Here is a 25,764-nt window from a genome sequence, read left to right on the forward strand (position 1 = left end):
CTCCTGGTATAAGTGGTTTCTGGCCTTTAATATCTTTTTATATCATCTAGCTCGTTAGCAATTTTTTAGGCATAGGTTGAAGTATAAATTTTGATTTATCGCTCTGTTGAGCAAGGTTCACAAATCGATTCTGCTTTTCGGCTGATGGAATTGGAATACTTGTATTTTTCAAATACTCATCAAGTCGAAGATTATGTATGCCAGTTGTTTTCCCTTCAAAAAGCTTTGTCCCTCCCCGCTTATAATTCACAAACATAAAGTAAAATGTGTAAAGCCTGCTCAGGTTGTATTTGCCGTTAAGATGAAGCCTTGCGGTGAAATTGTTGTTGAGGTACTTGTTCGGTTCTCGCTCATACAGAACAACACGCCCTACAGGTTTATCCCCGGAGCCACCTGATTTCTCAATGAGAATATCTCCAGGTTGAAGAAACTTGTCCTTCGCTTTATCCCTATCAATATCTCTTGTTGCAACATCTTCGTAGGTTATATACCCGTCGTCAGTGAAATTTGTTGTACGTAACACTGAAACGCCATTGCCATCTATATCATCGTTTCCCCATTCACCTGACTGTGGCTTTTCAAAGACCGCTGATAGCACAGCAGATTCATCTTCGTAGTAATCCGATAGCGGATCGCCAAACATCTCGATAAATTGAGATTTGACCAGCTCATCCGTCTGACGAATCAGATCTTCATATGCCTCTTTTGCATCTACGAAGCTCCAGAGCAGTTTTGCTAATTTTCTCTGCTGTGGCAGGCTTGGCAGATTAAATTCATACTCTTTAAGCCTTGACCATTTCACACGTGGTGATAGGGAACCAGCAGATTTTCCGACAGCAAAATCAAAGAAGTCATCATTCTGTATAACAAACGGAAGGAGCTCTGGCAGAATTTTATCCGGCTTGGCACTGATAACAGTAATATCTCCTGAACAGATTCCGTCCACCGGCGCAACTGCTGCCTTCTTCAGATATGCACGCCGGCGTCCAAAAAGAACCTGTCCCTTGTGAAATGTCTTCGTAAATGTCGTATTGATATCCTCACTCCAATCCTTTAAACGGATTTCACCCGGGATCAAATGCTCCAAACCTACAACAGCTGGATTACCATTAGTCTCCTTGTAATTTTCCCTTACTTCTTCAGCGACATCGCCGAGTAATACTTTATTCATCTTCTGCCGCTCCTTTGCTTATCATCTCATTCAGCGCCTTATAGTAACTGAATGCGCGTCTGGTTCTTCCGTCCCATGATTCATAAATGCTTTCGAGGGGTCTGGTATCTTCTTCGTCTTCATTGATTTCCGGCTTCACATATAACGGAATGCTTAGCGAGTAGTCATTTTCGCTGATTTCTCTTACAGTCACGACTCTAGAAAAATTCTCGATCTCCTCGTATTTCTCATAGGCTTCTGCGATCTTTTTAATATGCTGATCTTCGAGATAGCTTTGCGCATTCTTTCTCGTGACCTCATTCACAGCATTGATGAACAGAATCTTTCCAACATGATCCTTTGGCTTGGTCATCCGGCAAATCACGATGCATGCTTCCATTGGTGAGTTATAAAACAGATTCGCAGCCAGACCGATTACGCATTCCACATAGTCTCCTTTTACGAGCTTTTCTCGCATATCCCGTTCTTCATTACGGAATAATACTCCGTGCGGGAAGAGAATCGCGGAGCGTCCGGTATCCTTTTTAAGACTCTTGATAATATGCTGGAAGAAGGCATAGTCGGCTCTGCCCTGCGGAGGCGTCCCTAAGAAGTTCCTCCCATATGGATCTTTTTCAAACGCATCTCTATTCCATTGCTTAATCGAATATGGTGGATTGGCGAGACAGATATCAAACTGTTTCAACTTCCCACTCTCTAGGAATGCCGGTCTTGCAAGAGTGTCATCATTTACGATATGAAAATCCTGTATACCGTGAAGGAAAAGATTCATTCGACCAATAGCAGCTGTAAGTGCATTGATTTCCTGCCCATAAAGCGAAACATTTCTCCATTCAAGATTATGCTCCTGCAAATATGAAATTGAAGAAATCAGCATGCCAGCGCTGCCACACGTCGGATCATAAATAGACTCACCTGGCTGAGGCTTCAGTATTTCTGCCATCAGATGGACAACAGTACGGTTTGTATAGAACTCCTGAGCCGTGTGGCCACTATCATCTGCAAATTTCTTGATAAGATATTCATATCCCTGACCCAATTCATCCTCCGGACAATTTGCAAGAGATAAAGTTTTTTCACTAAAATGCTCCAATAGATCCTTCAGCAAGGTGTCTGGAAATTTATTTTTGTTAGTCCACGCCCCCTCGCCGAATATCCCAGTTAGTTTTTCAGAGTTTGCTCTCTCGATTGCGCGAAAAGCACTTACGATGGCTTTTCCAACATCCTGTGTTGTATTGCGGACATCATTCCAGTGAGCACCTTTGGGAATGATAAATTTATGGTTTTCTTCAAAAGAGAGGGCTTCCTCCCCATACTCTTTCAAAATTTGCTGATTCTCTTCATCGTATACATCACACAAACGCTTGAAGAAAAGCAGAGGAAAGATGTACTGTTTATACTCACCGGCATCAATATGGGTCCGTAATAACACGGCTGCTCCCCATAAATAGTTCTCAAGCTCATCGAGCGATATCTTACTCATCAATGTATCCTCCCTCTTTAAGCAAATCTTTCAGTTTTTTCTCGGCATCCAATGCGTTCTGGTATGCTTGGAAATACTGTTTCTTCACGACTTCTGGCGGGACAGTCTCCACCGGTTTCTTCTCAATATAAGAATTGACAGCAAGAGTGTAATCGTGGTCACTGATTTCTCTATTCGTGACGATCTTACATTTCTCTATGACGTCTTTGTAATCAGTGTACAATTTGTACACTTCTTCAATGTTCTCTTCTGACATATAGTCCTGCGCTCTTGCAGCAGTGTAGATATTGCTGGCATCGATCATGCAGACCCGTCCAACGTGATCTTTCTCCTTATCCTTTTTTAAGAACAGGATGCATGCTGATACACCGGCGCCATAGAATATCCCACCCTTAAGGGTAATAACAGCTTCGACAAGACCAGATTCGACGAGTTTTTCTCTCATCTTTCCGTCTTTTCCACCACGGAACAAGACACCCTGCGGAAGGACAACAGCGACTCTTCCATTCTTTGAATCCATTGATGAAACCATGTGCTGGATCCATGCAAAATCCGCGTTATTATCAGAAGGGCATCCCCAGATATTTCTTCCGTACTTATCATTTTCAAACGCTGTTGCACCCCAGTGTTTAAGTGAGAAGGGAGGATTAGCAAGAACACAGTTAAAAGTGCGCAACTTGTCGCCAGAAAGGAACTGCGGGTCACGAAGCGTGTCGCCGGTCATAATCTTCACATCCTTTGCGCCATGCAGATATAGATTCATTCGTGCAATGGCGGATGTTGTAAGGTTATTCTCCTGACCAAAAATTCTCCCGTAAGTCAGCTGGTCATCATGAATATGGTGGATTGCCTCAATAAGCATTCCTCCAGTTCCGCATGCGGGATCATATACCGTATCACCGGGCTTTGGATCTAGCAGCATAACCATCAATCTTACGATAGTCCTTGGTGTGTAGAATTCCCCAGCATTCTTCTTGGACAGATCCGCAAACTTCTTGATAAGGTATTCGTATGCATCCCCCATCACGTCCGCTGAGTAGTTCTTATTTCCAATAGTGATCTTGGACATATGTTCAAGAAGATCTTTCAAGCGATCATCATCGAGAACATTCTTATTGGTCCAGTCAGCATCATCAAAACTAGAAAACAAGCCTCCAAGCGTTTCCGGATTTGCACGTTCTATACCTGTCATGGCTTTCGCGATTGCTTTGCCAACGTTTGTCGTAGTATTTCTAACATCATTCCAATGACAGCCATCCGGAATCACAAAGCTATAATTCTCCGGGAAGTTTGCATATTCCTCATCTCCACCGGAAGCAGCAAGCGCAGCCGCATATTCTTCATCATGAACGTCTGAGATTCTTTTAAAGAATAGAATCGGTGTGATGTAGCTCTTATATTCATCCTGATTGATAGGTCCACGCAGGATATCGCAAGCCGCATAAAGGTGGCGATAAAGCTGCTGACTAGAGATTTCCTCAGATGAGGAATCAGCGTTCAAAACATCCTGATCTACTGCATCCATTGAAGACTCCATCAGTTCTTCCCTCGTATTACCTTCCACTTTGACTTCTCCTTTCCGCTGTACAGGAATATTTGTATCTTTAGCAACATTCTTTTCCATGACTGGCTCGTACTTATTTTCAAAATCCGTAAGTATCTTGAGCTGCCTTTCATCAAGAAATGTCAGCGAATGTTTCCTAATCTCTGAAGGAATCCCATAGTATGCTTCTGCAACCCCACCTGTAATGGATGCAAGCGTATCGCTGTCGCCACCGATCGAGATCGCATTGCGAATGGCATCTTCAAAGCTCTTAGATTCGAAGAAAGCCATTAGTGCCTGGGGCACGGTTCCTTGGCATGTTTCATTGAACCGATAAGTATCCCGGATCCCATCCAGGGTGAAATTCATCGGGTAATACTCTTGGTCAATAACATCTCTGATTTCAAGCATGCTTTTTCCAGTACGTGCCAAATAAATAGCAACTACTGTAGCTTCCGCACCTTTCAACCCTTCCGGATGATTATGTGTGACTCGGGTTACCAAGTTAGACATGTGCTTTGCGTCATCCAGATCTTTTGCTGCAAATCCTATTGCACTTACTCTCATTGCAGCACCATTACCATAGCTTCCATAGGGCTTCGGATCCGTCGATCTCAACCATTCCCGGAATTCGCCACCATACCCGGCGTCCGGATACAGATTTCCGAGTTGCTGCATGGATAGAATAGTCTTTTCAGAAAGATCACTATGGTCTGGCTTGCTCTGTAAAATAGCCTTTGCTATTGCTAGGGTCAGGATACTGTCGTCTGTCGGTGAACACTTATAGGTAAGGAATTCAAAGTCCTTAGATTTGTGGTTATGCCTCTCATATCGAGATCCGACAATATCTCCAATAATTGCTCCAAGCATGATTCTTCTCCTTTATGCCGTCGCCGCATGCTGCTCAAACAGTTCTGAAAGTCTACGCGGTGCGTAAACTCTATCCTTCATATGCTCAATCTGTGAGAGGCCCCGATGGACTTTGATATCAAACTGCTTGTCCAAAAATGTGGATCTCATCACATCAGTCTTTTCCAACTCGTCTTTGATTACGCGCCGATGCCGTCTACGCTCCTGCAGCATTTCTGCTGTCCTTAGCATCTCGTCATCAGTGAGCTCGTTAAGCTCCAGGTAGTGAAGCAGATCACAAACCTCTTTATCAACATCAGAAAGCATCAAATTCAGGTTTCTCTGATACTCGGCGATATGAGCACTCATATAGCAGAGCTTAGAAAGTGTTTGTTCCCAGTCGGTATCCATACTGTCAAACATTGTCGGCTTTGTGATGTGGTCATATTCCGGAGCGCTGTAAGCAGTCTGCACATCATCAACTTCGATTTCAACGAGGGCGTAGAATCTGGATTTTCGGCCGGAACCGATTCGCTCATTTGCCTGCTTTAGCGTGAAAAGTGTTGCCTCATCAGAATTTTTCGCTACTACGAGATTGCTGTTTGCGCCAATCTTGTAATAATTTCCATTTGTATCCGTTATGTAATACATTTTCGTCATGGCGCTCTCCTTTTAGAACTTCTGGACTTTATCGAGAATCCGCTGCCAGCGCTGTTCCGCTTCAGATATGCTTTTCTTATACTCGGCATAACCTTCGCTGTATTCCTTGGCCACTTTTTCCTGTTCTTCCATTGATGGGGATGGAACTTCCATCAGTTTCAGATCGTTGTAGCTCACATTAATGATTGTCATTCCTTGCTGCAGGCCTGCGATAATACTCCGCCCGATTGGACTATCCAGAAAGATCTTTAGGTAGACACTATTCAGCTCTTTCTGATTCGGACGGATCACAATCACGTTTGATGAGGCGATGCAGGTATAACTCTGTTTATGAAAGATAGCAGTCCGTATAGCTGTTCCTCTTGCTGGTAGCAGAACATCCCCTTCCTGCAAGATATATTTCTGAACTCGTCTGTCCTCGTCATTAATCTTGTCGAGGTTGTCATAATCAATATCGTAATCTCTAATATTTGAAATATTAACAACGCCAATATCACCGCTGTCGTCCTTCTTGGTTACAGATTTTCCACGGAAGATTTCCGCAATTTGGCCCAAAGCTATCTTTCTCGTCGCAGAGGATTCAAACTTCAGGAATTCCTCATTCTGCTGCCGAAAAAAACGATCAACATTCCAATCAGGAGCACCTGCGATTTCATCCTGAAGAACAAACGTATCATCTGACTTTTCAATCTGCTTTATTTGATCTCTCCTGTTGCCCTGATCTACTGCACGATATCGACAAATATCGACATCTTCTGTGCGGCCGCTTGAGATAACAAGCAGATATGTTTTAATGCCGGTACCTTGGAAAATTCCATCTGGAAGTTCCGCAATCATTTCTAGCTTATACATTTGCGTAATGAAGTTTCTCAACGCAGCTATTGAGCCGCCAGCGAAGGTAACTTTCCCTGGCATGATAATGGCCAAGGTTCCGCTTGGGCTCATGTGCAGCAGAAGATTTTCTAGCGCAATCATCTCGAACTCTTTACACATGAAGTGCTCTGAGCCGCTTGCTAAACCACGCAATCCAAACGCAGGCATCGAGAGAATGAAATCAAACTGTTCTGGTAAGAACTTCTCAGTATATATGCTGTCAATCTGTACCTTTACATTGCCATACTGAGATAACGCTTTTTTAAGTGCTTCAGAATAAATGGCATTCTGGGTAGTTACAGTGATTGAACAATCAGAATGCTTTTCAACGAACTTTGTCAGATTCGGCACAAAGCGCTCGCCATCAGCAATAAGGATCGTCTTTGCATCAGGTTTGATTTGTGCGTTCATTTCATTAAGAAGGCATTCCGGAATAACAAACTGACCCCGACGTGCATAGGTTTGGTCCTGATACAAAGCCATTTCCCAGTCCATTTCCACTATGTCATTCTCAAGAACACGATATGCCTCAAAGAACTGATCTTCATCCTTGAACGGATTTAATATATGTAATGTGTCCGCCGCCCCAAGCATCTCTTGGTAAGCGATCTCTTTAGTTAATTCACCTGTGCTCCTCGATTTAACTTCCGAAATAAGGAGCAGGCTTTCCAGAATACTGTCTGGCACCATCGTTTCGCGAAGCGCATTCATGTAAGCCCACATTTTGTTTTCCGAGGTCGTTTTCATCTTTATTCCTCCCATAATCGGATAGATATTCTCTCTTGGCAATTGTAGAATATCATTTTAAAATTCTTATGTCAATTGTTTTGGTATTTAAATACCAAATTTAAATTAAGCGAAAATAAAGCGATACAGCACCGATACTGTATCGCTCCTGTTTACCACCAATCTTCAATTCGCCCCTTAAGGAGGATCTGATTTCTCAGCAATCCCGTAGTCACAAGCCTGCCGAAATTCATCTTATAGCCTCTAACCTTCCTATCGATTTTGCGGTTGATCAGTTCCTGAAAGCAGAAAAAGCAGGTCATTCGTTGCTATCAGTCATCCACCTGGTTGTTACGAATATTCCCGGAAGCCCTAGATTTCTATACTTTTCCTATTCAGCTCTTGACATCATAACAACAGTCTCGACATGTTTCGTCCAGGGGAACTGATCAACAGGTACGATCTTCTTCACCTGGTATCCGCTGCCAAGAATCTTCAGATCCCTTCCCAGCGTTTCCGGATTGCATGAAACATACACAGCCCGCTGCGGCTTCATCTTCAGAAGTGCATCACAGAACTGCTGACTCAGACCGCTGCGCGGCGGATCCATCAGCACCACATCAAACGTCTCGCCGCACTCTTCCAGATATTCTCCGGCATCTGCAGCATAGAATCTTGCATTATGAATCCCGTTGATTCTGGCGTTGGTGATCGCATCCTGAACCGCCATCGCATTCACTTCAACACCAACCACCTGTTTCGCCTGCCTGGACGCCAATAGAGAAATCGTACCGATGCCGCAGCAGGCATCGAGAACCGTATCCGTCTCCTTGATCTTTGCCATCTCCAGTGCCTTCTGATACAGCACCTGCGTCATCTCGGGATTTACCTGATAAAAGGACTGCGGCGAAATACGGAAGCGGACATCACCGATCCTGTCCTCAATGGTCCCCGGGCCCCACAGCGTCTTGAACTTCGGCCCCAGCACCATCGAATTCGAACCATGGTTCCAGTTCAGGACGATTGTCGAAACATCCGGACAGTGCTGATGAAGCTGCTGCACAAAATACCGCGAGCCGGGCAGCTCACGCGAACCGATCACGATCACAACCATCGCCTTGTTCAGCGCATGGGAAACACGGATATATACATAGCGCAGCGTCCCCGTTCCGCGATCCTCGTCATACGCATCCAGGTGCATACTGTCGGCGATATGGCAGATCTGCTGCAGAATCTTGTTCGCAAGCGGATGCTGAATGGCACAGTCAATCACCGGAACAACCGTATGGCTTTCTTCTTCATACATACCTGCCGTCATCTGATTGCGGCGGTTCTTATGAAAGGCCGCAAACACCTTGCAACGGTAGTGAGTGGGATCCTTCATTCCGATTACCGGCTCCACCATCTGCGTCCCCGTCAGCTGACGAACCTCCTCGCGCTTTCTCTTCAGAGTAAGGTCATATTCCTCATTCATCCCCGAGCAGCTTCCGCACTGTTTCCGATATGGACATGGATTCATAGAACAACCTCCCTCATTGTGTGCACCGTATTGGGCCAGCGATCCTTGAGTACATCATATGCCTGATGTCCCTGGGCAACCAGAGTACAGTCATGGACGCCAATCGCCATCGACGTCTCCAGATCATGAAGCGTATCACCGATCATGTGGCATGTATCCGGATCGGTACCGGTTTCTGACATCCAGGCCTTTGCCTGCTCCACCTTGGAGCCGGCCAGCAGATTGTCGATTCCGATCAGATCCGCAAAATACGAACGCAGACCAAGGCTCTCAATCTGTTCCTCCAGCTTATCCTGACGGCTCGCCGAAATAATGACGTTGCGATAACCCTTTTTCTTTGATTCCGCCAGCTTTTCCCTGACACCATCGACGCAGCCGCACTTTGAGAAGCCGGCCGCATAAAGACGGTGAAACTCCTCGGCAACCTCTTCAAACGACTCCGTCTCAAACGTATAGCCAAGCTTTCTGTAATAATCAAGAACCGGGAAACAGAACAGATGCCTGTAGGCATCCATTGAATAGTTCCCCTTCATTCCCCGCTCTTTCAGCAGCGTGTTCTCCACGTCCAGCGTCAGCTGCGCATCATCGAGAATCGTACCGTTATAATCCCAGAGTATTGTCTTCATCTTTCGTTTCCTGTCACATTCCCTGTGCTGCCTATCGTTCGTTTCTGAAAACAGGGCAGGTATCTCTCCTGCCGCTGTCCATCAGCCGTTTGTTGACGGCGTTGAAGCTGTCTTTGTAACGGTGACCTTCTCATAGTCAATATCATCCATATTGACCACCAGCAGCCACATGTTGCGCCCGATGCAGTACCACTTGTTGCCCGAGCCATCCATGTAGATCTGCGAACAGAGATAGCTCTCACCCTTATGCGCATAGCCGACCAGCAGCGCAGCCGTACCGCCATACTGACGGATCTTCAGATTGTCACCAACAATCGTAATCCGTCCAATGATATCCTTCGGTAGAACGCCGTCTACTGCTTCCCAGGGCGACGTCTCCACATCGGTCGCCAATTCTTCTTCCTTATCATCCGAAGAAGGAATCGTATCTGCCGGGGCGCTGGCTTCTGCCGCTGCGGCAGCCGATGCCGAAGCCTCCGCCGCCTTGCGGGCATAATACTCCGGTCCGATATACTGATTCAGAAGTTCACTCACTTGACTGCCGATCTTACCTCCACAGCCGCTCAACAGAAGACTGAGGCACATCACAAACCCAATCAATTTCTTACTCTGTCTCATCAACGATTCGCATCTCCCATCAAATCACATTCTGGAACATTGTCTGAAATTCTTTCGGCAGCGGAGCCTTCACCTTCAATATCTCGCGCGTCTTCGGGTTTTCAAAATCCAGCTCACTGGCATGGAGACCAAGCCGGCCGATCGGATCACTGCCGTCCCCATACTTATCATCCCCGACAACCGGATGACCATGGAACGCCATCACGACACGGATCTGATTCTTCCGTCCCGAATCAATTGTCACCCGCACCAGCGAATATTCACCGTTTTCCGCAACCACCTGATAGTGTGTCACCGACTTCTTGCCATTACGGTCATGGCTCACATAGACAAGATGATTTTCGTTCTCCCTGAGATAAGCAACCCAGGTACCTTCCTTCTCTTCGAAGCATCCCTTCACGATCGCATAGTACTCACGCAGCGAAACATCTTCATTCCAATGCATCCGAAGCATCGAGTGGATCTGAATATCCTTTGCAAACACCAGAACCCCTGAAGTTTCCTTGTCAATCCGGTGCAGAATGTACGGCCGGCTCTTAGGATCCTTCGACTTCAGATACTCCAGAGCACGATAAAACGCACTGTAGCGAACCGTATCACTTTCCACCGCCAGCATCCCGGCCGGCTTATTGATCACAAGAAAGGCATCATCTTCATACAGGATCAACGACTTGAAGCGGATCGTCTCACCCGAACCGTGCGTAATCTCTGCACCAATCTTATGCGGCTCCTCATGAACCGGATTACGGGCAATTTTCACTTCATCATCCTTGGCCAGAGGAAAGTCAAACTGCGTCACCGAATGACCGTTGACCAGAACCTTATGACTGCTCAGCAGCGACTTCACACTGTTGCGCGACATCCCGTGGATCTTATTCAGAAGAAACTCCAGCAAAGTATCACTACGCGGCACGACGAATGTATAGGTATATTCCATCCGCGGACGCCGCTGAGGCCGTGCGCGGCCTGTGTCTTTTGGTTTCCTGCTTTTTCCTGTTCTCTCGTTCCTCATAGCCTCCTCATTCTAGCAGACCGTTTCCTGCTGTGGTACCATTTGCACGAACACCAGGAGAAATGAACAGATGCACATGCAGATGGAATATGTACAGGAACTGCCGACGCCCGAGGAACTGAAGCGGCGTTTTCCGGTAAGTTCTGCAATTGAAGCAATCAAAGAAAAACGCGACGAAGAAATCGCCGCGATCTTTGAAGGAAAGGATCCCCGTTTTATTCTGATCATCGGCCCGTGCTCTGCTGACCGCGAAGACGCCGTCGTTGATTACATGCACCGGCTTGCAATCGTCCAGGAAAAGGTCAAGGACAAGATTCTGATGATCCCGCGCCTTTATACCAACAAGCCGCGCACCAAGGGCATCGGCTATAAGGGGATGCTTCACCAGCCCGATATCCATAAGAAGGAAGATATGTACGCCGGGATCGTAGCGATCCGCCACCTTCATACACGGGTCGTCGAAGAAACAGGCTTTACCTGCGCCGAAGAGATGCTCTATCCCGAAAATCATGCCTATCTATCGGATCTTCTCGCCTACGTTGCCGTCGGCGCCCGTTCCGTCGAGGATCAGCAGCACCGTATGGTAGCCAGCGGCGTCGGTATCCCGGCCGGAATGAAGAATCCGACCTCGGGCCAGCTCGATGTCATGATGAACAGCATCCTTGCGGCCCAGAACCCGCAGACCTTCATTTACCGCGGCTGGGAAACGGAAACAACCGGCAACCCTTATGCCCACGCCATTCTGCGCGGCTATACGGACAACCTCGGCAACACGAAGCCCAACTATCACTATGAAGATCTGCAGCTGATCAATCAGATGTATGCCGAAATGAAGCTCAAGAATCCGGCTGTCATCGTCGACTGCAACCATGCGAACTCCGGCAAGAAGCCCCGTGAACAGATCCGCATCGCCAAGGATGTCATGCACAGCCGCCACTGCAATCCGGATCTGGCCAGGCTGGTCAAGGGCCTGATGATTGAAAGCTACATTCTCGGAGGATGCCAGCACCCGGGCGGAGACACGTATGGACTATCAATTACAGACCCGTGCCTTGGCTTCGAGGACAGTGAGAAGCTCATCTACGATCTTGCCGATCTGCTGTAACAACCTCAGGCCTTGTGCAGAAGCGGAGAAATCTTCTTGTAAATCAGGAACGTAATCACAACATCGATCATTCCCTTGATAAACGTAAACGGAACATTGAAGATCAGCAGACTCTGCTCAATGCTCGTGACCGACGGCAGAATCAGCTGATAAGCCGCAAGAATCGTCTCCTTGGGCATGAAGTTGTAGTAGATCGGATACACAAGGAACAGATTGCACGGAAAGGAAAACAGCGCCATCGCCGCAGCTCCCGCAAAGGAAGCGGTAACGGCGCCTTTTTTCGTCTTATGGTTCCGATAGACCAGACCTGCGACACCGGTAAACACCATTCCCAGAAGCGCATTGGATATTTCACCGATACCGAACGACTGTGACACCGTACAGTGCAGAAGATTCTTCACAACCTCCGTCACCATGCCGCAAACAGGCCCGTACGCAAAGGCACCGATCAAGGCCGGCATATCCGAAAAGTCCAGCTTAATGAAGCTCGGCATCAGAGGCACAGGAACCTCAAAATACTGAAGCACGAATGCCACTGCCGAAAGAATTGCGGTTACTGCAAGAACACGAGTACGATTGGAAGATTTAGAAGCTGTTGTCATGGTTTTCTCCCTGGCCCCACAAAAAAGGAGGCAATAGGATAAAGCCTCCGGGTAGATCAAACATCTCTTTCATCCAGACTTTACTGTCGCCGCTGGAGTTACACCAGCTCATGCCGTAACGGCTCGCGGGGTATACCGCCGGTGGGGAAGTACGCCCCGCCCTGAGATTTTATCTGAAGTTATGTTAGCACCCCTTAAATAAATGTAAAGCAAAGTGATTACAGAAGCGAAATACTGTAGACCGATGACCATGACGCACCCGGCGCCAGCTTGCGGATCCCTTCACGTTTTTCAAAGGGAACGTCCACCTTTTCAAAGTCAGTGTGCGTATACCATGGCTCGATGCATACAAACGGCGCCCTGGGACTCCAGAAGGCAACCCACGGATAGCCTTCCGCATGGACCGAAAGGCCTTCCGTCCCATCGCTCAGCTCATAGTCCGTATATACCGGCTGATCCAGAATGATCGTCTTCTCCAGCGCCTCACGGTCAAGAAGAATAACCTTATCCTCTACGCCCTTGGCTTTGCAGCGAATGACATAACGATCAAAATCAGACACATTGAAGGCAGGATGATAGCCAAGCCCAAACGGCAGATCCACATCGCCCGTATTGCGCACCGTCGTCGTAATCGTTACCGTAGATCCCGAAAGATGGTAGCTGTTCTTCAATTCGAAATGGAACGGATACTGGGCAAGCGTCGCTTCGCTGTCCCGCAGCACCATTTCAATCGTCGCATCATCAAGCTTGGATCCGGTGAATTCCGAATGACGCGCAAACCCGTGGTTGCCGATGGCATAGGTCTTCCCGTCGATGTGAAGTTTCTTGTCATACGTCGATCCAACCAGCGGGAACAGCGTCGGATTGCGGCCGGACCAGAATTGCGGATCCCCCTGCCACATCCACTCCCGTCCACCGTTCTTGTGAAACGCATGGATTTCTGACGCCTTCGTACTGACGCTCAGTGTCACTGCATCATTGGTAATTGTGAATTCGCTCATATCTCCTCCTGGTTTCCTATGCAAGCAGCCCTTCCGTTTCAAGCCGCTTTCTGCCTTCATAAAAGTCATGAACCGCCCCGATGCACGAGGGATACTGACGCACATACGGCCGCATCGCCGGCGAATCAATCAGAAAAATCCTTGCGCCGGCAACCTTCGATGCCGCATCCAGACCGGCCAGCGCATCTTCAAAGATATAGGCCCCCTCGACCCCCAGACGCCGGAATGCCGTCTCATACATCGCCGTCTTGTCGCGGTAGCTGCCATCATCATAGACGATGAGGTCCGGGTCCATCCATTGATCAAGATGAAACACCTCAACAAAGAAACGGATATTTTCAATAATCGAGGCACTGGCAATGGTAAACGGAACCTTCTGGTCCTTGAGCGCATCAAACAGCTCGACGGCCCCCGGCGCAAGCTTCGCGCCACCGGGCATCTGAAGTACCGCATCCCGATAGGCTGCCTCCTTGTACCTGGACCAGTGGGAATAGAAGGCATCGTCCATGCCCGGCTTCATCAGCTTCAAAATCTCCGCGTTGGGAAGACCGGAATATACCGTCGCCATCGTGTGGGCATCCACATGTCCCGCCCCGATCGCCTGCGCCGTCTCGTCCCAGGCAATCACATGCAGAGGCGAATCAAAAAACAGCGTCCCATTGAAATCAAACACAACTCCCGTCTTTGAATCAGGCATGGAGCTCCTCCTCTTCCGCCCTACGGATACATGGATAAAACACAAGCGAACTCAATGCCCACGTAAACGGATAAATCCAGTAAACAAGCTCAATCACATGAACCGCCCTGCCCAGCGTAAACAAAATGACAACCCGGACCAGACACCAGCACACCAGCATCACAACCATCGGCGTCCGCGGCCTGCCAAGCCCCCGCAGAATGCCGCTGGCAATATGCGAAAAACCAACCAGAAAATAATACAGCGACGTCACCCGGCTGCGGCCCACGCCATAGAAAATCACCTGAGGATCACTGCTGAAGATTGAAATGACCGGGCCGGCAAACAGGAAATACAAAATCCCGAGCACCTCAACTACCAGGATCGCCGTCACTGTCCCGAAACGGATTCCCTTCCGCACCCGCTCATATTCCTTTGCGCCCATATTCTGTGACACATAGGTCGTTAACGCAAGGGCAAACGACGTAATCGGCAGGAAGATAAAGCCCTCCGCCTTAACAGCGGCACCGACGCCTGCCATTGCCGAAGAACCAAAACTATTGATATAGGACTGAATCAGAATATTGGAGAAATCAATCACGCAGCCCTGCAGCGCACCCGGAAAACCATAGTTCAGGATCTGCCGCAGAGAACTGCGGTCAAAGCGGATCCGCCGAAGATCCAGATGCACCAGCGAATCAGACCGCATCAGCCGCCGCATCACAAGAACGGACGTCAGGATTTCCGCAAAGATCGTCGCATAGGCAGCTCCCTCAACCCCCATGCCGTAGACGCGGATCAAAACAATATCCAGCACGATATTCAATAGCGAAGAGAAGATCAGATAGTACAGTGGATGTTTCGCATCCCCTGCCGCCTGCAGAATCCCCGTAAAAAAATTATACAGAATCAGGCCGCTGATGCCCGCAAAGTAAATCGTCAGATACCGCGTCGCCAGAGGAAGGACATTGTCCGGCGTCCCCATGGCCACCAGCATCGGCCGCGCAAAAATGACGCCGACCGCCGTCATCAATACGCAGAAAAACAAAGCCAGCGCCGTATCCGTATGAACCGCAGCTTCGGTACGCTGCGCGTCATTGGCTCCGATGCGGCGCGCAATGATGACGCCCGCTCCCGTAGAAAAGCCAAGAAAGAAGCCCGTAAACAGATTGACCAGCGACCCTACGCTGCTCACCGCCGCCAGCGCTTCGGCGCCGAGATAATTTCCGACAATCAGAGAATCCGCCGTATTGTAAAGCTGCTGAAACAGATTGCCGATAAAAAGAGGGATGGTAAAAAGAAGAAGCTTCTTCCGATAATCCCCTACTGTCATTAATGTCGTTGTTTCCCGGCTGTCCATTCGGCTATTGTAGCACCAGGAATGCGCCGTAATGCAGGCACCTGGCCATGAGCTGCTCCCCAGCCAGCAGCGCAAACATCATCCCGAAAGATAACGAAGGTCCAAACGGTATTTTGCGCTGACGTATCAAAGAAACAGACACAACCCCCGCAAAGCATGCCGCCAATAATGCTGCCCAGATCTGCAGCGGGCCAAGATAGAATCCCATGGCAAGCATCAGCTTCAAGTCTCCGCCGCCCAGTGCCGGCTGCCTCAAGATCCGGTTCAAAAGCTGCGAAAAACAATACATCACGCAAAAGACCAGGACGCCGCCGATAATTCCCTGCACCAGCATCTGTTTCCAGGAAGCTGCCGCAAAAAAGTACAGCAGCCGCAGCAGGATGAGAATGATAACGCAGCCATCCGGGATGATGAAGGACGCAAGATCCACCAGAGACGCAGTCAAAAGAACTACCGCGGCCGAAGCATAACAGACTGTTTCCTTCGTAAAACCAAAGCGGACAACAAGAACCGCAAACACAATTGCGCAAATAAGCTCCGCCCAAAAGGAAGCAGATGAAATCTTTTCGCCGCAATATCGGCACCGCCCTTTCAGGCAAAGATAGCTGAACAGCGGAATCAGATCATACCAGCCAAGCGCATGGCCGCAATGATCGCAGACACTTCGTCCTCTGTAAAAACACGTTCCTTTCACTATGCGAACGGCGGCGCAGCAGGCAAAGCTTCCCATCACGCTTCCTGCCAGGGTAAAAAACAGAATCGCCCGGACGGTCAGGGCCGACAGTTCAACTTCCATTGATCAATCTCTCCTTTTTCTTTGAAATACTGCCTCACATTTTTCTATATCCAATCAGGCCGACGATTCCCTTATGTCGGCCAAAAATCATCCTGCAATGCATTTTGTTGTAAGATATCGTGGTAGTTTCGGGGAGACAGGAATGATGGAAGAAACAAAGCATTGGAAAACAAGTGATTTTGATTATGAACTGCCGAAGGAGCTCATCGCCCAGACACCGCTCACTGACCGCAAGAGCAGCCGCATGATGGTCGTACATCTGGACAGCGACGAGCTGGAACATAAGCATTTCTATGACATCGTCGATTATCTGCATGAAGGCGATGTTCTGGTGCGCAATAATACGCGGGTCATTCCGGCCCGTCTCTATGGCATCAAGGAAGAAACCGGCGCCCATGTCGAAGTTCTGCTGTTAAGACAGATGGAAAACGACGTTTGGGAATGCCTGTGCGGAAACGCTCATGTCATCAAACAGGGAACGATCATCACCTTTCATGACGGACGCCTGAAGGCAGAATGCGTCGAAGTGGAGGAACAGGGTCTTCGCAAGATGAAGATGATCTACAATGGCATCTTCAACGAGATTCTCGATTCACTTGGAGAAGTTCCCCTTCCGCCCTACATTCATGAAAAGCTCAATGATCCGGAGCGCTACCAGACGGTTTACTCCAGGGTCGAAGGTTCCGCGGCCGCTCCGACGGCAGGTCTTCACTTCACCGAGGAGATCTTTGCCAAACTGAGAGCAAAGGGCGTCACCATCGTCGACGTCACCCTCCATGTGGGCCTTGGCACCTTCAAACCGATGGATACGGAAAATGTTGAGGACCACGTGATGCACAGCGAAGTCTACTTCATGTCCAGGGAAGCCGCCGATACCCTCAACAGGGCAAAGGCCGAAGGAAGACGGATCGTTGCCATCGGCACGACTTCGGTACGCACACTGGAAAGCGTCTGGAACCGGTTCGGAAGATTTGAAGAATGCTCCGGAGAAACGAAGCTCTTCATCTACCCCGGCTATCAGTACCATACAATCGATGCGATGCTCACGAATTTCCATCTGCCCAAGAGTACGCTGATCATGATGATCTGCGCGCTCGGCGGCTATGACCGGATTATGCATGCCTACAAAGTTGCAGTCCGGGAAAAGTACCGCTTCTTCTCCTTCGGCGACTGCATGTTCCTGACCCATGAATGAGAAAGAGAAACAGGAGTACATCGCCTACCTACAAAGCCGCAAAAGTTCGTCGCGCCATAACTACTACAAAGAATCGCTGAAGGTCATCGAACACTGGAAGAAAGACCATCCCGATCAGCAGCCAAGAATCATCCTCCACGCCTGCTGCATCGTCTGTGCCTGCTGGCCGCTCGACTTTCTGAAGGAAAACGGCTTTGATGTCACGGTCTTCTTCAGCAACTCCAACATCTGGCCCAAAAGTGAATATGATCATCGCCTCAACGAGGTGAAGCGCTATCTTCATGAGCGGTGGAACGATGACATTTCTCTGATTGTTTCGTCCTATGATTATGAGAAATATGCAGAGACCGTAATTCCTGAGCGGGAAAACGATCCCGAAGGCTGGAAGAGCTGCTTTGGCTGCTATGCAAAGCGGATCGATGAAGCCTTCGCCTACGGTGATGCCAACGGCTATGATTTCTGTACCACAGTCATGACCTTCTCGCGGCAGAAGGATTCGGAAAAGATCAACGAAATCGGACTCAGGCTGGCAGCGAAATACAGCCGCACCAAATGGTTTGTCTCCGATTTCAAAAAAGCAGACGGCCAGGAGAAATCAGAAGCCATCTGCGATGCCTATGACATTTACCGTCAGGATTACTGCGGCTGTAAAACAAGCTACTACGAGCGTCATCCAGAGAAGATCAGCGAATGATCTTCTTTTTCATATGTCCGACAGCTTTCATCCGAAGACCCGATGGAAGCAGCCGCATCAGCTTATTCCCGACTCCCGGAACAATGACTGCCTTCTTCCAGTTTGCCTGATACAGGTTCTTTGCAGCGACGGCTGGCGATACTGCACCAATCGTCGGCTTCACGCCTTCCTTGTCATAAAAAGCCGTCTTCACCGGTCCCGGGCAATAGCAGCAGATCTCTACGCCATAGGGCTTTGCCTCCTCATGAAGCGCACGCGAATAGCTGACGACAAACGCTTTGGACGCATAATAGGATGCCGCATACGGACCGGGCTGAAAGGCCGCCGTACTGCCGATGTTGAGAATCGTTCCCTTTCCCGCCGCAATCATTTCGGGAAGGTACCGGCGGCATAAAAGAACCAGCGCTTCCACATTCAGCTGAAGAAGACGCTGTTCCACGGCGGGATCAAGCTCCCAGCTGCTGCCGACGGTTCCCATGCCGGCATTGTTGATCAGAACATCCACGGGGCCGCTCCAGCGGTACACCTCTTCCGCCGCATCCGGCTGACAAAGATCTACCGGTAACAGATGAATGCGGCCATCCGCCGGCGGCGCCTTCTCAGCTGCGCAAACGGCAGCGATCTCCTTTTTTGCAGCCAATAGCGTCTCTTTGCGGCGGGCAGCGATATATATATGGTGGCCATCCTTTGCGAACAGCTTTGCCAGCTCCAGTCCAATGCCTTCCGATCCGCCTGTAATCAATACGTTCATACGGTTATTGTACAAAAGGTGCCGGTTTCCACAACGGCTTTTCGCGCCAGTTCATGGTACCCTGAATGTACAAGCTGCCACTGGCAGCGAAAGGAATCGCCACATGAACCATCTGCTGTTTCTAACCGGAGTCATTCTGATTTTCTGTGCCATCTTCCAGAAACTTTTCCGTCGGACGGGCGTTCCCGGCCTCTTTCTTTTCATTGCGGCCGGCATGATCTTCGGATCCGACGGCCTGTTTCGCATCCCCTTCGAAGACTACGATGTTGCCGGCACCCTGTGTTCGGCGGCCCTCGTTCTGATCATTTATTACGGCGGTCTGGGGACAAACCTCAAAGCGGCAAAGCCTGTTCTCGCCAAGGCAGTTCTGCTGTCCAGTGTCGGCAGTCTGCTGACGGCGCTGCTGGTCAGCAGCTTTGCGATTGTTGTTCTTGGGATGACGGTTTTGGAAGGTCTGCTTCTGGGCGCCGTGATCTGCTCGACAGATGCGGCTTCCGTCTTCTCGATTCTAAGGTCAAGGAAGATGGACCTGCGCTATGGAACCGCATCGCTTCTGGAAGTGGAGAGCGGATCCAACGATCCTGTTTCCTATCTTCTGACCATGGTGGTGCTCAGCCTGCTGCAGGGAAACGGCCTTTCCACAGGGCAGATCATAAAGATGCTCCTATTGCAGATTGTCGTCGGTGCTCTGATCGGAGTGCTGGTTGCCTGGGTGGCGCTGCGACTGCTGCGGCTGTTCCATTTGAAAGATGCGGTATTGACGGAAGCACTTCTGCTTGGCTTCGGTCTGCTTTCGTATGCTTTGGCGTCCGGGCTTGAGGGCAACGGGTATCTTGCCGTGTACATGGCCGGCATCCTGATCGGAAATCATACGATTCCGGATAAAACCGAAAGCATCCGGTTCTTCCACAGTCTCACGAGTCTCATGCAGATGCTGCTGTTCTTTCTGCTCGGCTTGCTTGCCTTTCCTTCCCGTCTTCCTGCAGTCGCGTTCCAGGCGCTTCTGGTCGCTCTGTTTCTGACGTTTGCGGCCAGGCCGGCGGCCGTCTTTCTTCTGCTGGCGCCTCTGCACTGTCCGCGGAACCAGCGCCTGTTCATTTCATTTGCAGGCATGCGCGGTGCCGCTTCCATCGCCTTCGCCATCATGGCGCTCAGCCCGGGGATCACGCTTTCCTATGATCTGTTCCATATGGTATTCTTCATCGTCCTGTTTTCCATTCTGTTTCAGGGTTCCCTGATTCCATCGGCGGCCCGAAAGCTCGATCTCATCGATGCCGGGGAAGATGTCATGGCGACGTTCAACGACACGGTTGAGGATCTGCCGGTACAGTTCGTGCGCTTCCAGCTTCCTTCAGGACATCCATGGAACGGGCGGACGGTCAGTGAAATCACCTTTCCTCCGCAGTCGATCCTTCCGGTCATTGAACGCAATCACCAGCAGATCGTTCCCAGGGGCGATACCCGCCTGCAGGCCGGCGACATCCTGATCCTGTGCGGTGCGGAAGGCGGCGATGCCGACAGCAGCGGCATGCACGAAATCTGTCTCACGGCCTTCCATGACTGGACGGGACGAAAACTTGCGGATCTGGCGCTGGAAGACGAGCTGATCATCTTCATCCGCCGCCATGGCACGACGCTGATTCCTTCCGGGGATACGGTTCTTGCGGCCGGCGACCTGCTTTACGTCATCAGTAAACCCGTTTCCGGGGCATAAAAAAGAACGCAGGGCTCTTCTTCAACCCATGCGTTCCCTGCATTCCCAAAGCTTCAGTCAATATGAATTTCGTTTGAATCGGAAGTGTCCGGCTCACTCTTCTCCTCCGGTGCAGCAGCTGTTTCCTGCGCTGTCGTATCGGATGCAGCCGTTTCTGCAGCTGCTTCTTCCTTTTCTTCCTGCGCCTGCTGCTGATCCAGGGCGGCAAGCTTTTCGTTGAGCAGCTGAATCAGTTCGCGGTTGGACTTGATCAGATTCAGAACATCATCCATGCCCTCAACCGGCTTGCCGGCTGTCAAAGCGTCATAGTAAGCTTCACCAAGGCGAGCATAGGACTTGTTCAAAGTCCGTTTATGTTCGCCGATCTGGCTCTTAAGCTCAAGCTTCTGACGCATTACGGACGCGTAGTCGGCAGCGCTCTTGGCGCCGTCATTTACCAGCTTTGCAAAGGAAGTTGCCGTATCGCTTACAAAACGTGTGAAATCATCAGTCGTCTTTTTCCAGTCATTCATAGGTTTTATCTCCTTCTTTCTTTTTCCTGGTTATTTGTTTATTTCAGTTCATCGAATGCAGATAATCTTCAATGCGCTTCGCGATTTCGTCGAAGCCGTCTCTGGTGTACCGGGCAAGATCTGCCAGCCCTCCGATAATGGCATCGGCATAGGCATCCGGATCATCGACATGGAGCTTTGACAGGCGGTTGCCCTCCTCGAGAAGTTCTCTCAGACTGTCACGCGCCGTCTGCTTGGCTTCATCGATCGTGCGACTGCTGAGAAGTGTCAGATCGATGTTTGCCCGATGGGCATCCAGGTTTTCCCACATCATCCGGAACGACTCCATCGTCCCGGTCAGAAAGCTGCGCAGACGCTCATCGAAGTCGTCCGACGCGTCGATTGCCTTCTGCAGCGAGCATTTCATCTGGCGGTTGTATTTCTGGGAAATCGCTTCGATGACATCGTCCTTGGAATTGAAGTAGTAATAGAACAAACCCTTGGCAACATTCATTTCCTTGACAATCGCGGCAACGGTCGTATCAACGACGCCATGTTCCTTGAAGAGCTGTTCAGCGGCGTTGATGAACTGGTTACGGCGGTCATCGCTATCATGCGGCTCGCTCATTTGTTCACCTCCTATGCTTAGATATACATTTTGACTGACCGTCGGTCAATACAAAACAAAGATTATGGGAAACTTCACAAAATTCGATACAATAAAACCATGAAACTATTGTGCCCAATCTGCGGAAAACCGCTGAAGAAAGTAGAAAAGGCAGCCGTCTGTGAAAACGGCCATTCCTATGACTATGCCCGCCAGGGCTATCTGAATCTCTATCTGAAACAGAGTGTGGATCATGGCGATAACAAGGCAATGGTCCAGGCAAGAACCGCCTTTCTTTCGACAGGTTCCTATGCCTTTCTGAAAGACAGGCTGGTGGAGAAGGTCAAAGAGGCGCATCCCGGTGTCCTTGTCGATCTTGGCTGTGGGGAAGGATGGTATACCAGGGATCTTCCCGCCGATGAAAAATACGGCTTCGATCTGTCCAAGGAAGCGCTCAAGCATGCTGCGAAAAATGATCCGGCTTCCCAATACGCCGTTGCCTCGATCTTTCACCTCCCTTTGCCGGATGAATGTGCCGATGCGGTACTGACCTGCTTTGCGCCGGCGGCGGAGGAAGAGATTGTGCGCATTCTGAAACCGGGCGGAATTTTCCTCTTTGTAACACCGGGGCCGGACCATCTGATGGAGATGAAGAAGGTACTCTACGACGTGCCGTATCAGAATGAGCTGAAGGATCTTGGCATCCAAATGACATTGAAGGATACGGAAACCATTGAGCATTCCTTCCATGTGAGTCAGGACAATCTAATGAATCTCTTTGAGATGACGCCGTACGCGCACCGTACCCCTGCCGAAGCCATTGACCGTCTCAGGAAGCTGGATGGCATGGATCTGACGGCACAGTTTGTAATCCGAACCTATCAGAAGTAAGAATAACTATAAAACTGCCCTTTCGGGCAGCTTATTTGATATCGAAATCCGGTTCTTCGTCGAGATGTTCGGAAACGTATTTTCCGTTTTTTTTGCGCTGCTTGACGCATTCTGTAAGAAGGTATTCGATCTGGCCGTTAACGGAGCGGAAATCATCCTCCGCCCATGCTGCGATGGCATCATACAGCTTATCATCGAGTCTCAGCGGTATCTGTTTTCTGGCCACGTTGTTTACCTCCTGCTTTGATCATCAATAGAGACTTCCGGAATTAACCACCGGCTGGGCATCATGGTTGCCGCACAGAACAACCAGAAGGTTGCTCACCATGGCGGCCTTGCGCTCCTCGTCGAGATCAACGACGCCGTTTTCCTTGAGACGTTCCAGTGCCATTTCAACCATGCCTACAGCACCATCAACGATCATCTTGCGCGCGTCAATGACGGCACTTGCCTGTTGTCTCTGCAGCATGACAGCTGCTATTTCCGGAGCATAGGCAAGATACGTGATCCGTGCTTCTAGAATTTCAAGACCTGCGCCATCGACCTTCTTCTGAATCAGGTCGCGGATTCTGTCGGCGACAACTGTCGTTGAGCCGCGCAGTGATCCATCATCCGCCTTCCCGTCGCCTGTCGTATCGACATTTGGCGCAACATCATATGGATAAATCTTAACAATATCACGAACCGCCGTGTCTACCTGAAGTGAAAGATATTCTTTGTAGTTGTCGACATTGAAGACGGCCTTTGCCGTATCCTTCACCTGCCAGATGACGGCGACACTGATTTCAACCGGATTGCCGAGAACATCGTTGACCTTCTGTTTCGCGTTGGAAAGGGTCATTGCCTTCAGAGAAATCTTCTTACTGACATTCAGAGATGACTGAGCAGATGCGCTGCGGACGCGCAGTCTTGTTCCGCCGTCATCGACGTCACCGCTCTGTCCCAGTTTTGTATCTGCGGCAGGATTGACGGCTACCGAAAACGGATTGACATAATAGAACCCGGGCTTCCGCAATGTCCCCGTATATTTTCCAAACAGCGTCAGTACAAGTGCTTCCTGGGGATTGACCACCTTCAGTCCGCAAAGAGGGATCCAGATCAGGCACATCAGAATGACGATGACAGTGATCAGCCAGTCAAGCTCAAAACGGGCTGCCGCAAAGATGCCGAGAGTCAGCAACACATACAATGCGAGGATGCCAAGCAGAACAGCCATGCCGTTCTGTTTGATGTTGAGTTCTTTCTCTTCCATAATCAGTTATCCTTTCTGATATTATTTTGATATCACATTGTATACACTGTTGTCAATACATACGCCAAAAAAAGACGATCGAATGATCGATCGCCTTTTCTTTGAAATGATGGAATTACTTAGCAGAACGAGCAACCGTAGCTTCTTCGTTGTGCTTCTCACGAGCCTCACGGATGTTCTTCTCTTCTTCCCAGAGCTTAGCTGCACGCGGAGCCCATGCGTCTGCATACGGCTTCGTCTTAGCGCAGAGGTGCTCAGCAGACTCCGGCGAAGTCAGGTCTGTGCTGTGAGCGCCGGAAGCCTGAACCATCTCGGTCAGACGGCCGGAGTTCTCCAGCATCGGGCACGGCATCAGCATATCCTGGTTGAACGGCTGGTTCTCACGATACTGCATGAACAGCGGCTGACGCAGGCAGTCCAGCAGATCCTCGTTCTTGATGTTTGCAGAGCTGTAGTGGATGAAGACGCACGGCTCAACATCACCTGCCGAGTTGATATGGCAGTAGTTGCGGCCGCCGGCGATGCATCCGCCAATATACTCACCATCGTTCTGGAAGTCGATCGTGAAGATCGGGAACGGAGACTCTTCGGAACGGATGTAACGAACACGGCGGTATACAAACTCACGCTCATCCGGTGTCAGCAGCAGATCCGGCGAAGCATCGTTTCCTACCGGCATGTAGTGGAAGAACCAGGCAATACGTGCCCCCTTCGAAATCAGAAGGTTGATGAAGTCATCCGAAGTAACTGCCTTGTAGTTTGCATGCGTATAGCAGATCGAAACTGCAAACGGAATACCACGGGCATGCAGCTTGTCGAGAGCCGTCATAACCTTGTCATAGGTGCCGGCACCACGGCGGGCATCCGTCGTCTCCTTGGAGCCTTCGATGGACGGTGCGAAGGAAATGTTGCCCAGACGAACAACTTCATCCAGGAACTCATCCGTCATCAGCGTCGTATTCGTGAAGATGTGGAAGTAGCAGTCATTGTGCTTCTCCGCAAGCTTCAGGATATCGTCCTTACGAACCAGCGGTTCGCCGCCTGTCATCAGATACAGATAGATACCGAGATCCTTACCCTGCGAAATGATCTTGTCCATTTCATCATAGGTCAGGTTGTTCTTGTAGCCGTATTCAGCAGCCCAGCAGCCGATGCAGTGCATGTTGCACGCAGAGGTCGGGTCAAACAGAATCGTCCAAGGAATGTTGCACTTGTACTTGGCAGCCATCTTACGCTCACGCGGCAGACCAAGCATCGACGCATTGATGACAAAGTTGTTCATGAACTTGTCCATGCAGTTCTTGTCGATTTCCTTGAAGATCGTCATTGCATACTTGTACCACTTGTTGTCCTTATCCGAAAGAACTCTGCGGACATAGGCAATCTGCTTCGGCATAGCGACATCGCCGCCGTACTTTTCCAGCCAGTCCAGAATCTTCGGAATGTTGTTCTCCGGATCCTTCTGCAGGTACCCAAGAACCTGTTTAACTCCGAAAGCCTTAACACTCTCACTAAAAGAAGTCATATCTCGTTCTCCTTAACCGGATTC

General features: G+C 49.6%; 25 protein-coding genes and 1 riboswitch. Of the genes, 5 read left to right on the forward strand and 20 right to left on the reverse strand.

Going from position 1 to position 25,764, the window contains the following annotated elements; all coding sequences use genetic code 11:
* Positions 1 to 46 precede the first annotated feature (46 nt).
* The 9 genes from C1714_RS12805 to C1714_RS12845 form a co-directional block, all read right to left on the reverse strand.
* Positions 47 to 1,171, reverse strand: a complete 1,125-nt coding sequence (locus C1714_RS12805; RefSeq protein ID WP_102343594.1) for a restriction endonuclease subunit S — start codon at positions 1,169 to 1,171, stop codon at positions 47 to 49.
* Entirely contained in the window at positions 1,164 to 2,654 is a 1,491-nt protein-coding gene (locus tag C1714_RS12810; RefSeq protein ID WP_102343595.1) for a type I restriction-modification system subunit M, read from the reverse strand. Before C1714_RS12810 ends, C1714_RS12805 begins: the two co-directional genes overlap by 8 nt.
* A complete protein-coding gene (locus C1714_RS12815; RefSeq protein WP_102343596.1) occupies positions 2,647 to 5,067 on the reverse strand; it encodes an N-6 DNA methylase in 2,421 nt (806 codons plus the stop codon). The genes C1714_RS12810 and C1714_RS12815 overlap by 8 nt, the downstream gene beginning before the upstream one ends.
* Before the next feature lie 12 nt (positions 5,068 to 5,079).
* Positions 5,080 to 5,706 (reverse strand): hypothetical protein, encoded by a 627-nt coding sequence (locus C1714_RS12820; RefSeq protein WP_102343597.1) that lies wholly within the window; start codon positions 5,704 to 5,706, stop codon positions 5,080 to 5,082.
* 12 nt (positions 5,707 to 5,718) lie between these two features.
* Positions 5,719 to 7,326 (reverse strand): restriction endonuclease subunit S, encoded by a 1,608-nt coding sequence (locus tag C1714_RS12825; protein WP_167850070.1) that lies wholly within the window; start codon positions 7,324 to 7,326, stop codon positions 5,719 to 5,721.
* 370 nt (positions 7,327 to 7,696) lie between these two features.
* Positions 7,697 to 8,824: a 23S rRNA (uracil(1939)-C(5))-methyltransferase RlmD gene (rlmD, locus tag C1714_RS12830; RefSeq protein WP_102343599.1), complete on the reverse strand. Its 1,128-nt coding sequence runs from the start codon at positions 8,822 to 8,824 to the stop codon at positions 7,697 to 7,699.
* Positions 8,821 to 9,450 (reverse strand): HAD family hydrolase, encoded by a 630-nt coding sequence (locus C1714_RS12835; RefSeq protein ID WP_102343600.1) that lies wholly within the window; start codon positions 9,448 to 9,450, stop codon positions 8,821 to 8,823. The genes rlmD and C1714_RS12835 overlap by 4 nt, the downstream gene beginning before the upstream one ends.
* Before the next feature lie 81 nt (positions 9,451 to 9,531).
* Complete coding sequence (locus tag C1714_RS12840; RefSeq protein ID WP_102343601.1) at positions 9,532 to 10,068, reverse strand: hypothetical protein; 537 nt, start codon at positions 10,066 to 10,068, stop codon at positions 9,532 to 9,534.
* Positions 10,069 to 10,087: 19 nt separating this feature from the next.
* On the reverse strand, positions 10,088 to 11,080 hold the full coding sequence (locus C1714_RS12845) for an RluA family pseudouridine synthase (protein WP_102343602.1): 993 nt from the start codon (positions 11,078 to 11,080) through the stop codon (positions 10,088 to 10,090).
* A 70-nt stretch (positions 11,081 to 11,150) separates the two neighbouring features.
* On the opposite strand from C1714_RS12845, the gene C1714_RS12850 reads away from it, so the two are divergent.
* Complete coding sequence (locus C1714_RS12850; protein ID WP_245305141.1) at positions 11,151 to 12,185, forward strand: 3-deoxy-7-phosphoheptulonate synthase; 1,035 nt, start codon at positions 11,151 to 11,153, stop codon at positions 12,183 to 12,185.
* A gap of 5 nt (positions 12,186 to 12,190) precedes the next feature.
* Here the strand turns inward: C1714_RS12850 and C1714_RS12855 are convergent, their stop codons facing one another.
* From C1714_RS12855 to C1714_RS12875, 5 genes are all read right to left on the reverse strand, one after another.
* Positions 12,191 to 12,787, reverse strand: coding sequence for an ECF transporter S component (locus C1714_RS12855; RefSeq protein ID WP_102343603.1), 597 nt, complete (start codon positions 12,785 to 12,787; stop codon positions 12,191 to 12,193).
* 57 nt (positions 12,788 to 12,844) lie between these two features.
* Positions 12,845 to 12,960: riboswitch (FMN riboswitch) on the reverse strand.
* A gap of 45 nt (positions 12,961 to 13,005) precedes the next feature.
* Complete coding sequence (locus tag C1714_RS12860; protein ID WP_245305142.1) at positions 13,006 to 13,788, reverse strand: aldose epimerase family protein; 783 nt, start codon at positions 13,786 to 13,788, stop codon at positions 13,006 to 13,008.
* 16 nt (positions 13,789 to 13,804) lie between these two features.
* The gene (locus tag C1714_RS12865) at positions 13,805 to 14,485 is read right to left on the reverse strand and encodes an HAD family hydrolase (RefSeq protein ID WP_102343605.1); all 681 of its coding nucleotides are present in this window, start codon (positions 14,483 to 14,485) and stop codon (positions 13,805 to 13,807) included.
* A complete protein-coding gene (locus tag C1714_RS12870) occupies positions 14,478 to 15,824 on the reverse strand; it encodes an MATE family efflux transporter (protein ID WP_102343606.1) in 1,347 nt (448 codons plus the stop codon). Before C1714_RS12870 ends, C1714_RS12865 begins: the two co-directional genes overlap by 8 nt.
* 4 nt (positions 15,825 to 15,828) lie before the next feature.
* The gene (locus tag C1714_RS12875; protein ID WP_102343607.1) at positions 15,829 to 16,620 is read right to left on the reverse strand and encodes a prepilin peptidase; all 792 of its coding nucleotides are present in this window, start codon (positions 16,618 to 16,620) and stop codon (positions 15,829 to 15,831) included.
* A 145-nt stretch (positions 16,621 to 16,765) separates the two neighbouring features.
* Between C1714_RS12875 and queA the strand changes: the two genes are divergently transcribed.
* Together queA and C1714_RS12885 are read left to right on the forward strand one after the other, a co-directional pair.
* Positions 16,766 to 17,815, forward strand: a complete 1,050-nt coding sequence (queA, locus tag C1714_RS12880) for a tRNA preQ1(34) S-adenosylmethionine ribosyltransferase-isomerase QueA (RefSeq protein WP_102343692.1) — start codon at positions 16,766 to 16,768, stop codon at positions 17,813 to 17,815.
* Complete coding sequence (locus C1714_RS12885; protein WP_102343608.1) at positions 17,808 to 18,509, forward strand: epoxyqueuosine reductase QueH; 702 nt, start codon at positions 17,808 to 17,810, stop codon at positions 18,507 to 18,509. The genes queA and C1714_RS12885 overlap by 8 nt, the downstream gene beginning before the upstream one ends.
* On the opposite strand, the gene C1714_RS12890 is transcribed toward C1714_RS12885, so the two are convergent.
* Positions 18,499 to 19,260, reverse strand: coding sequence for an SDR family NAD(P)-dependent oxidoreductase (locus tag C1714_RS12890; RefSeq protein WP_102343609.1), 762 nt, complete (start codon positions 19,258 to 19,260; stop codon positions 18,499 to 18,501). The genes C1714_RS12885 and C1714_RS12890 overlap by 11 nt on opposite strands.
* Positions 19,261 to 19,363: 103 nt before the next feature.
* On the opposite strand from C1714_RS12890, the gene C1714_RS12895 reads away from it, so the two are divergent.
* Positions 19,364 to 20,974, forward strand: a complete 1,611-nt coding sequence (locus C1714_RS12895) for a potassium/proton antiporter (protein ID WP_102343610.1) — start codon at positions 19,364 to 19,366, stop codon at positions 20,972 to 20,974.
* Between the two features lie 53 nt (positions 20,975 to 21,027).
* Here the strand turns inward: C1714_RS12895 and C1714_RS12900 are convergent, their stop codons facing one another.
* Positions 21,028 to 21,486, reverse strand: a complete 459-nt coding sequence (locus C1714_RS12900) for a hypothetical protein (RefSeq protein ID WP_102343611.1) — start codon at positions 21,484 to 21,486, stop codon at positions 21,028 to 21,030.
* Between the two features lie 43 nt (positions 21,487 to 21,529).
* Complete coding sequence (locus C1714_RS12905) at positions 21,530 to 22,093, reverse strand: TetR/AcrR family transcriptional regulator (RefSeq protein ID WP_102343612.1); 564 nt, start codon at positions 22,091 to 22,093, stop codon at positions 21,530 to 21,532.
* A 99-nt stretch (positions 22,094 to 22,192) separates the two neighbouring features.
* Between C1714_RS12905 and C1714_RS12910 the strand changes: the two genes are divergently transcribed.
* On the forward strand, positions 22,193 to 22,963 hold the full coding sequence (locus C1714_RS12910; RefSeq protein ID WP_102343613.1) for a methyltransferase domain-containing protein: 771 nt from the start codon (positions 22,193 to 22,195) through the stop codon (positions 22,961 to 22,963).
* Positions 22,964 to 22,994: 31 nt separating this feature from the next.
* Here the strand turns inward: C1714_RS12910 and C1714_RS12915 are convergent, their stop codons facing one another.
* The 3 genes from C1714_RS12915 to C1714_RS12925 all read right to left on the reverse strand — a co-directional run bounded on the left by C1714_RS12915 (position 22,995) and on the right by C1714_RS12925 (position 25,740).
* The gene (locus C1714_RS12915) at positions 22,995 to 23,189 is read right to left on the reverse strand and encodes a type II toxin-antitoxin system antitoxin (RefSeq protein ID WP_102343614.1); all 195 of its coding nucleotides are present in this window, start codon (positions 23,187 to 23,189) and stop codon (positions 22,995 to 22,997) included.
* A 24-nt stretch (positions 23,190 to 23,213) separates the two neighbouring features.
* Positions 23,214 to 24,215, reverse strand: a complete 1,002-nt coding sequence (locus C1714_RS12920; protein ID WP_102343615.1) for an SPFH domain-containing protein — start codon at positions 24,213 to 24,215, stop codon at positions 23,214 to 23,216.
* A 115-nt stretch (positions 24,216 to 24,330) separates the two neighbouring features.
* Entirely contained in the window at positions 24,331 to 25,740 is a 1,410-nt protein-coding gene (locus C1714_RS12925; protein ID WP_102343616.1) for a radical SAM/SPASM domain-containing protein, read from the reverse strand.
* Positions 25,741 to 25,764 lie beyond the last annotated feature (24 nt).

The organism is Galactobacillus timonensis, from assembly GCF_900240265.1.
GTDB classification, from domain to species: domain Bacteria; phylum Bacillota_I; class Bacilli_A; order Erysipelotrichales; family Erysipelotrichaceae; genus Bulleidia; species Bulleidia timonensis.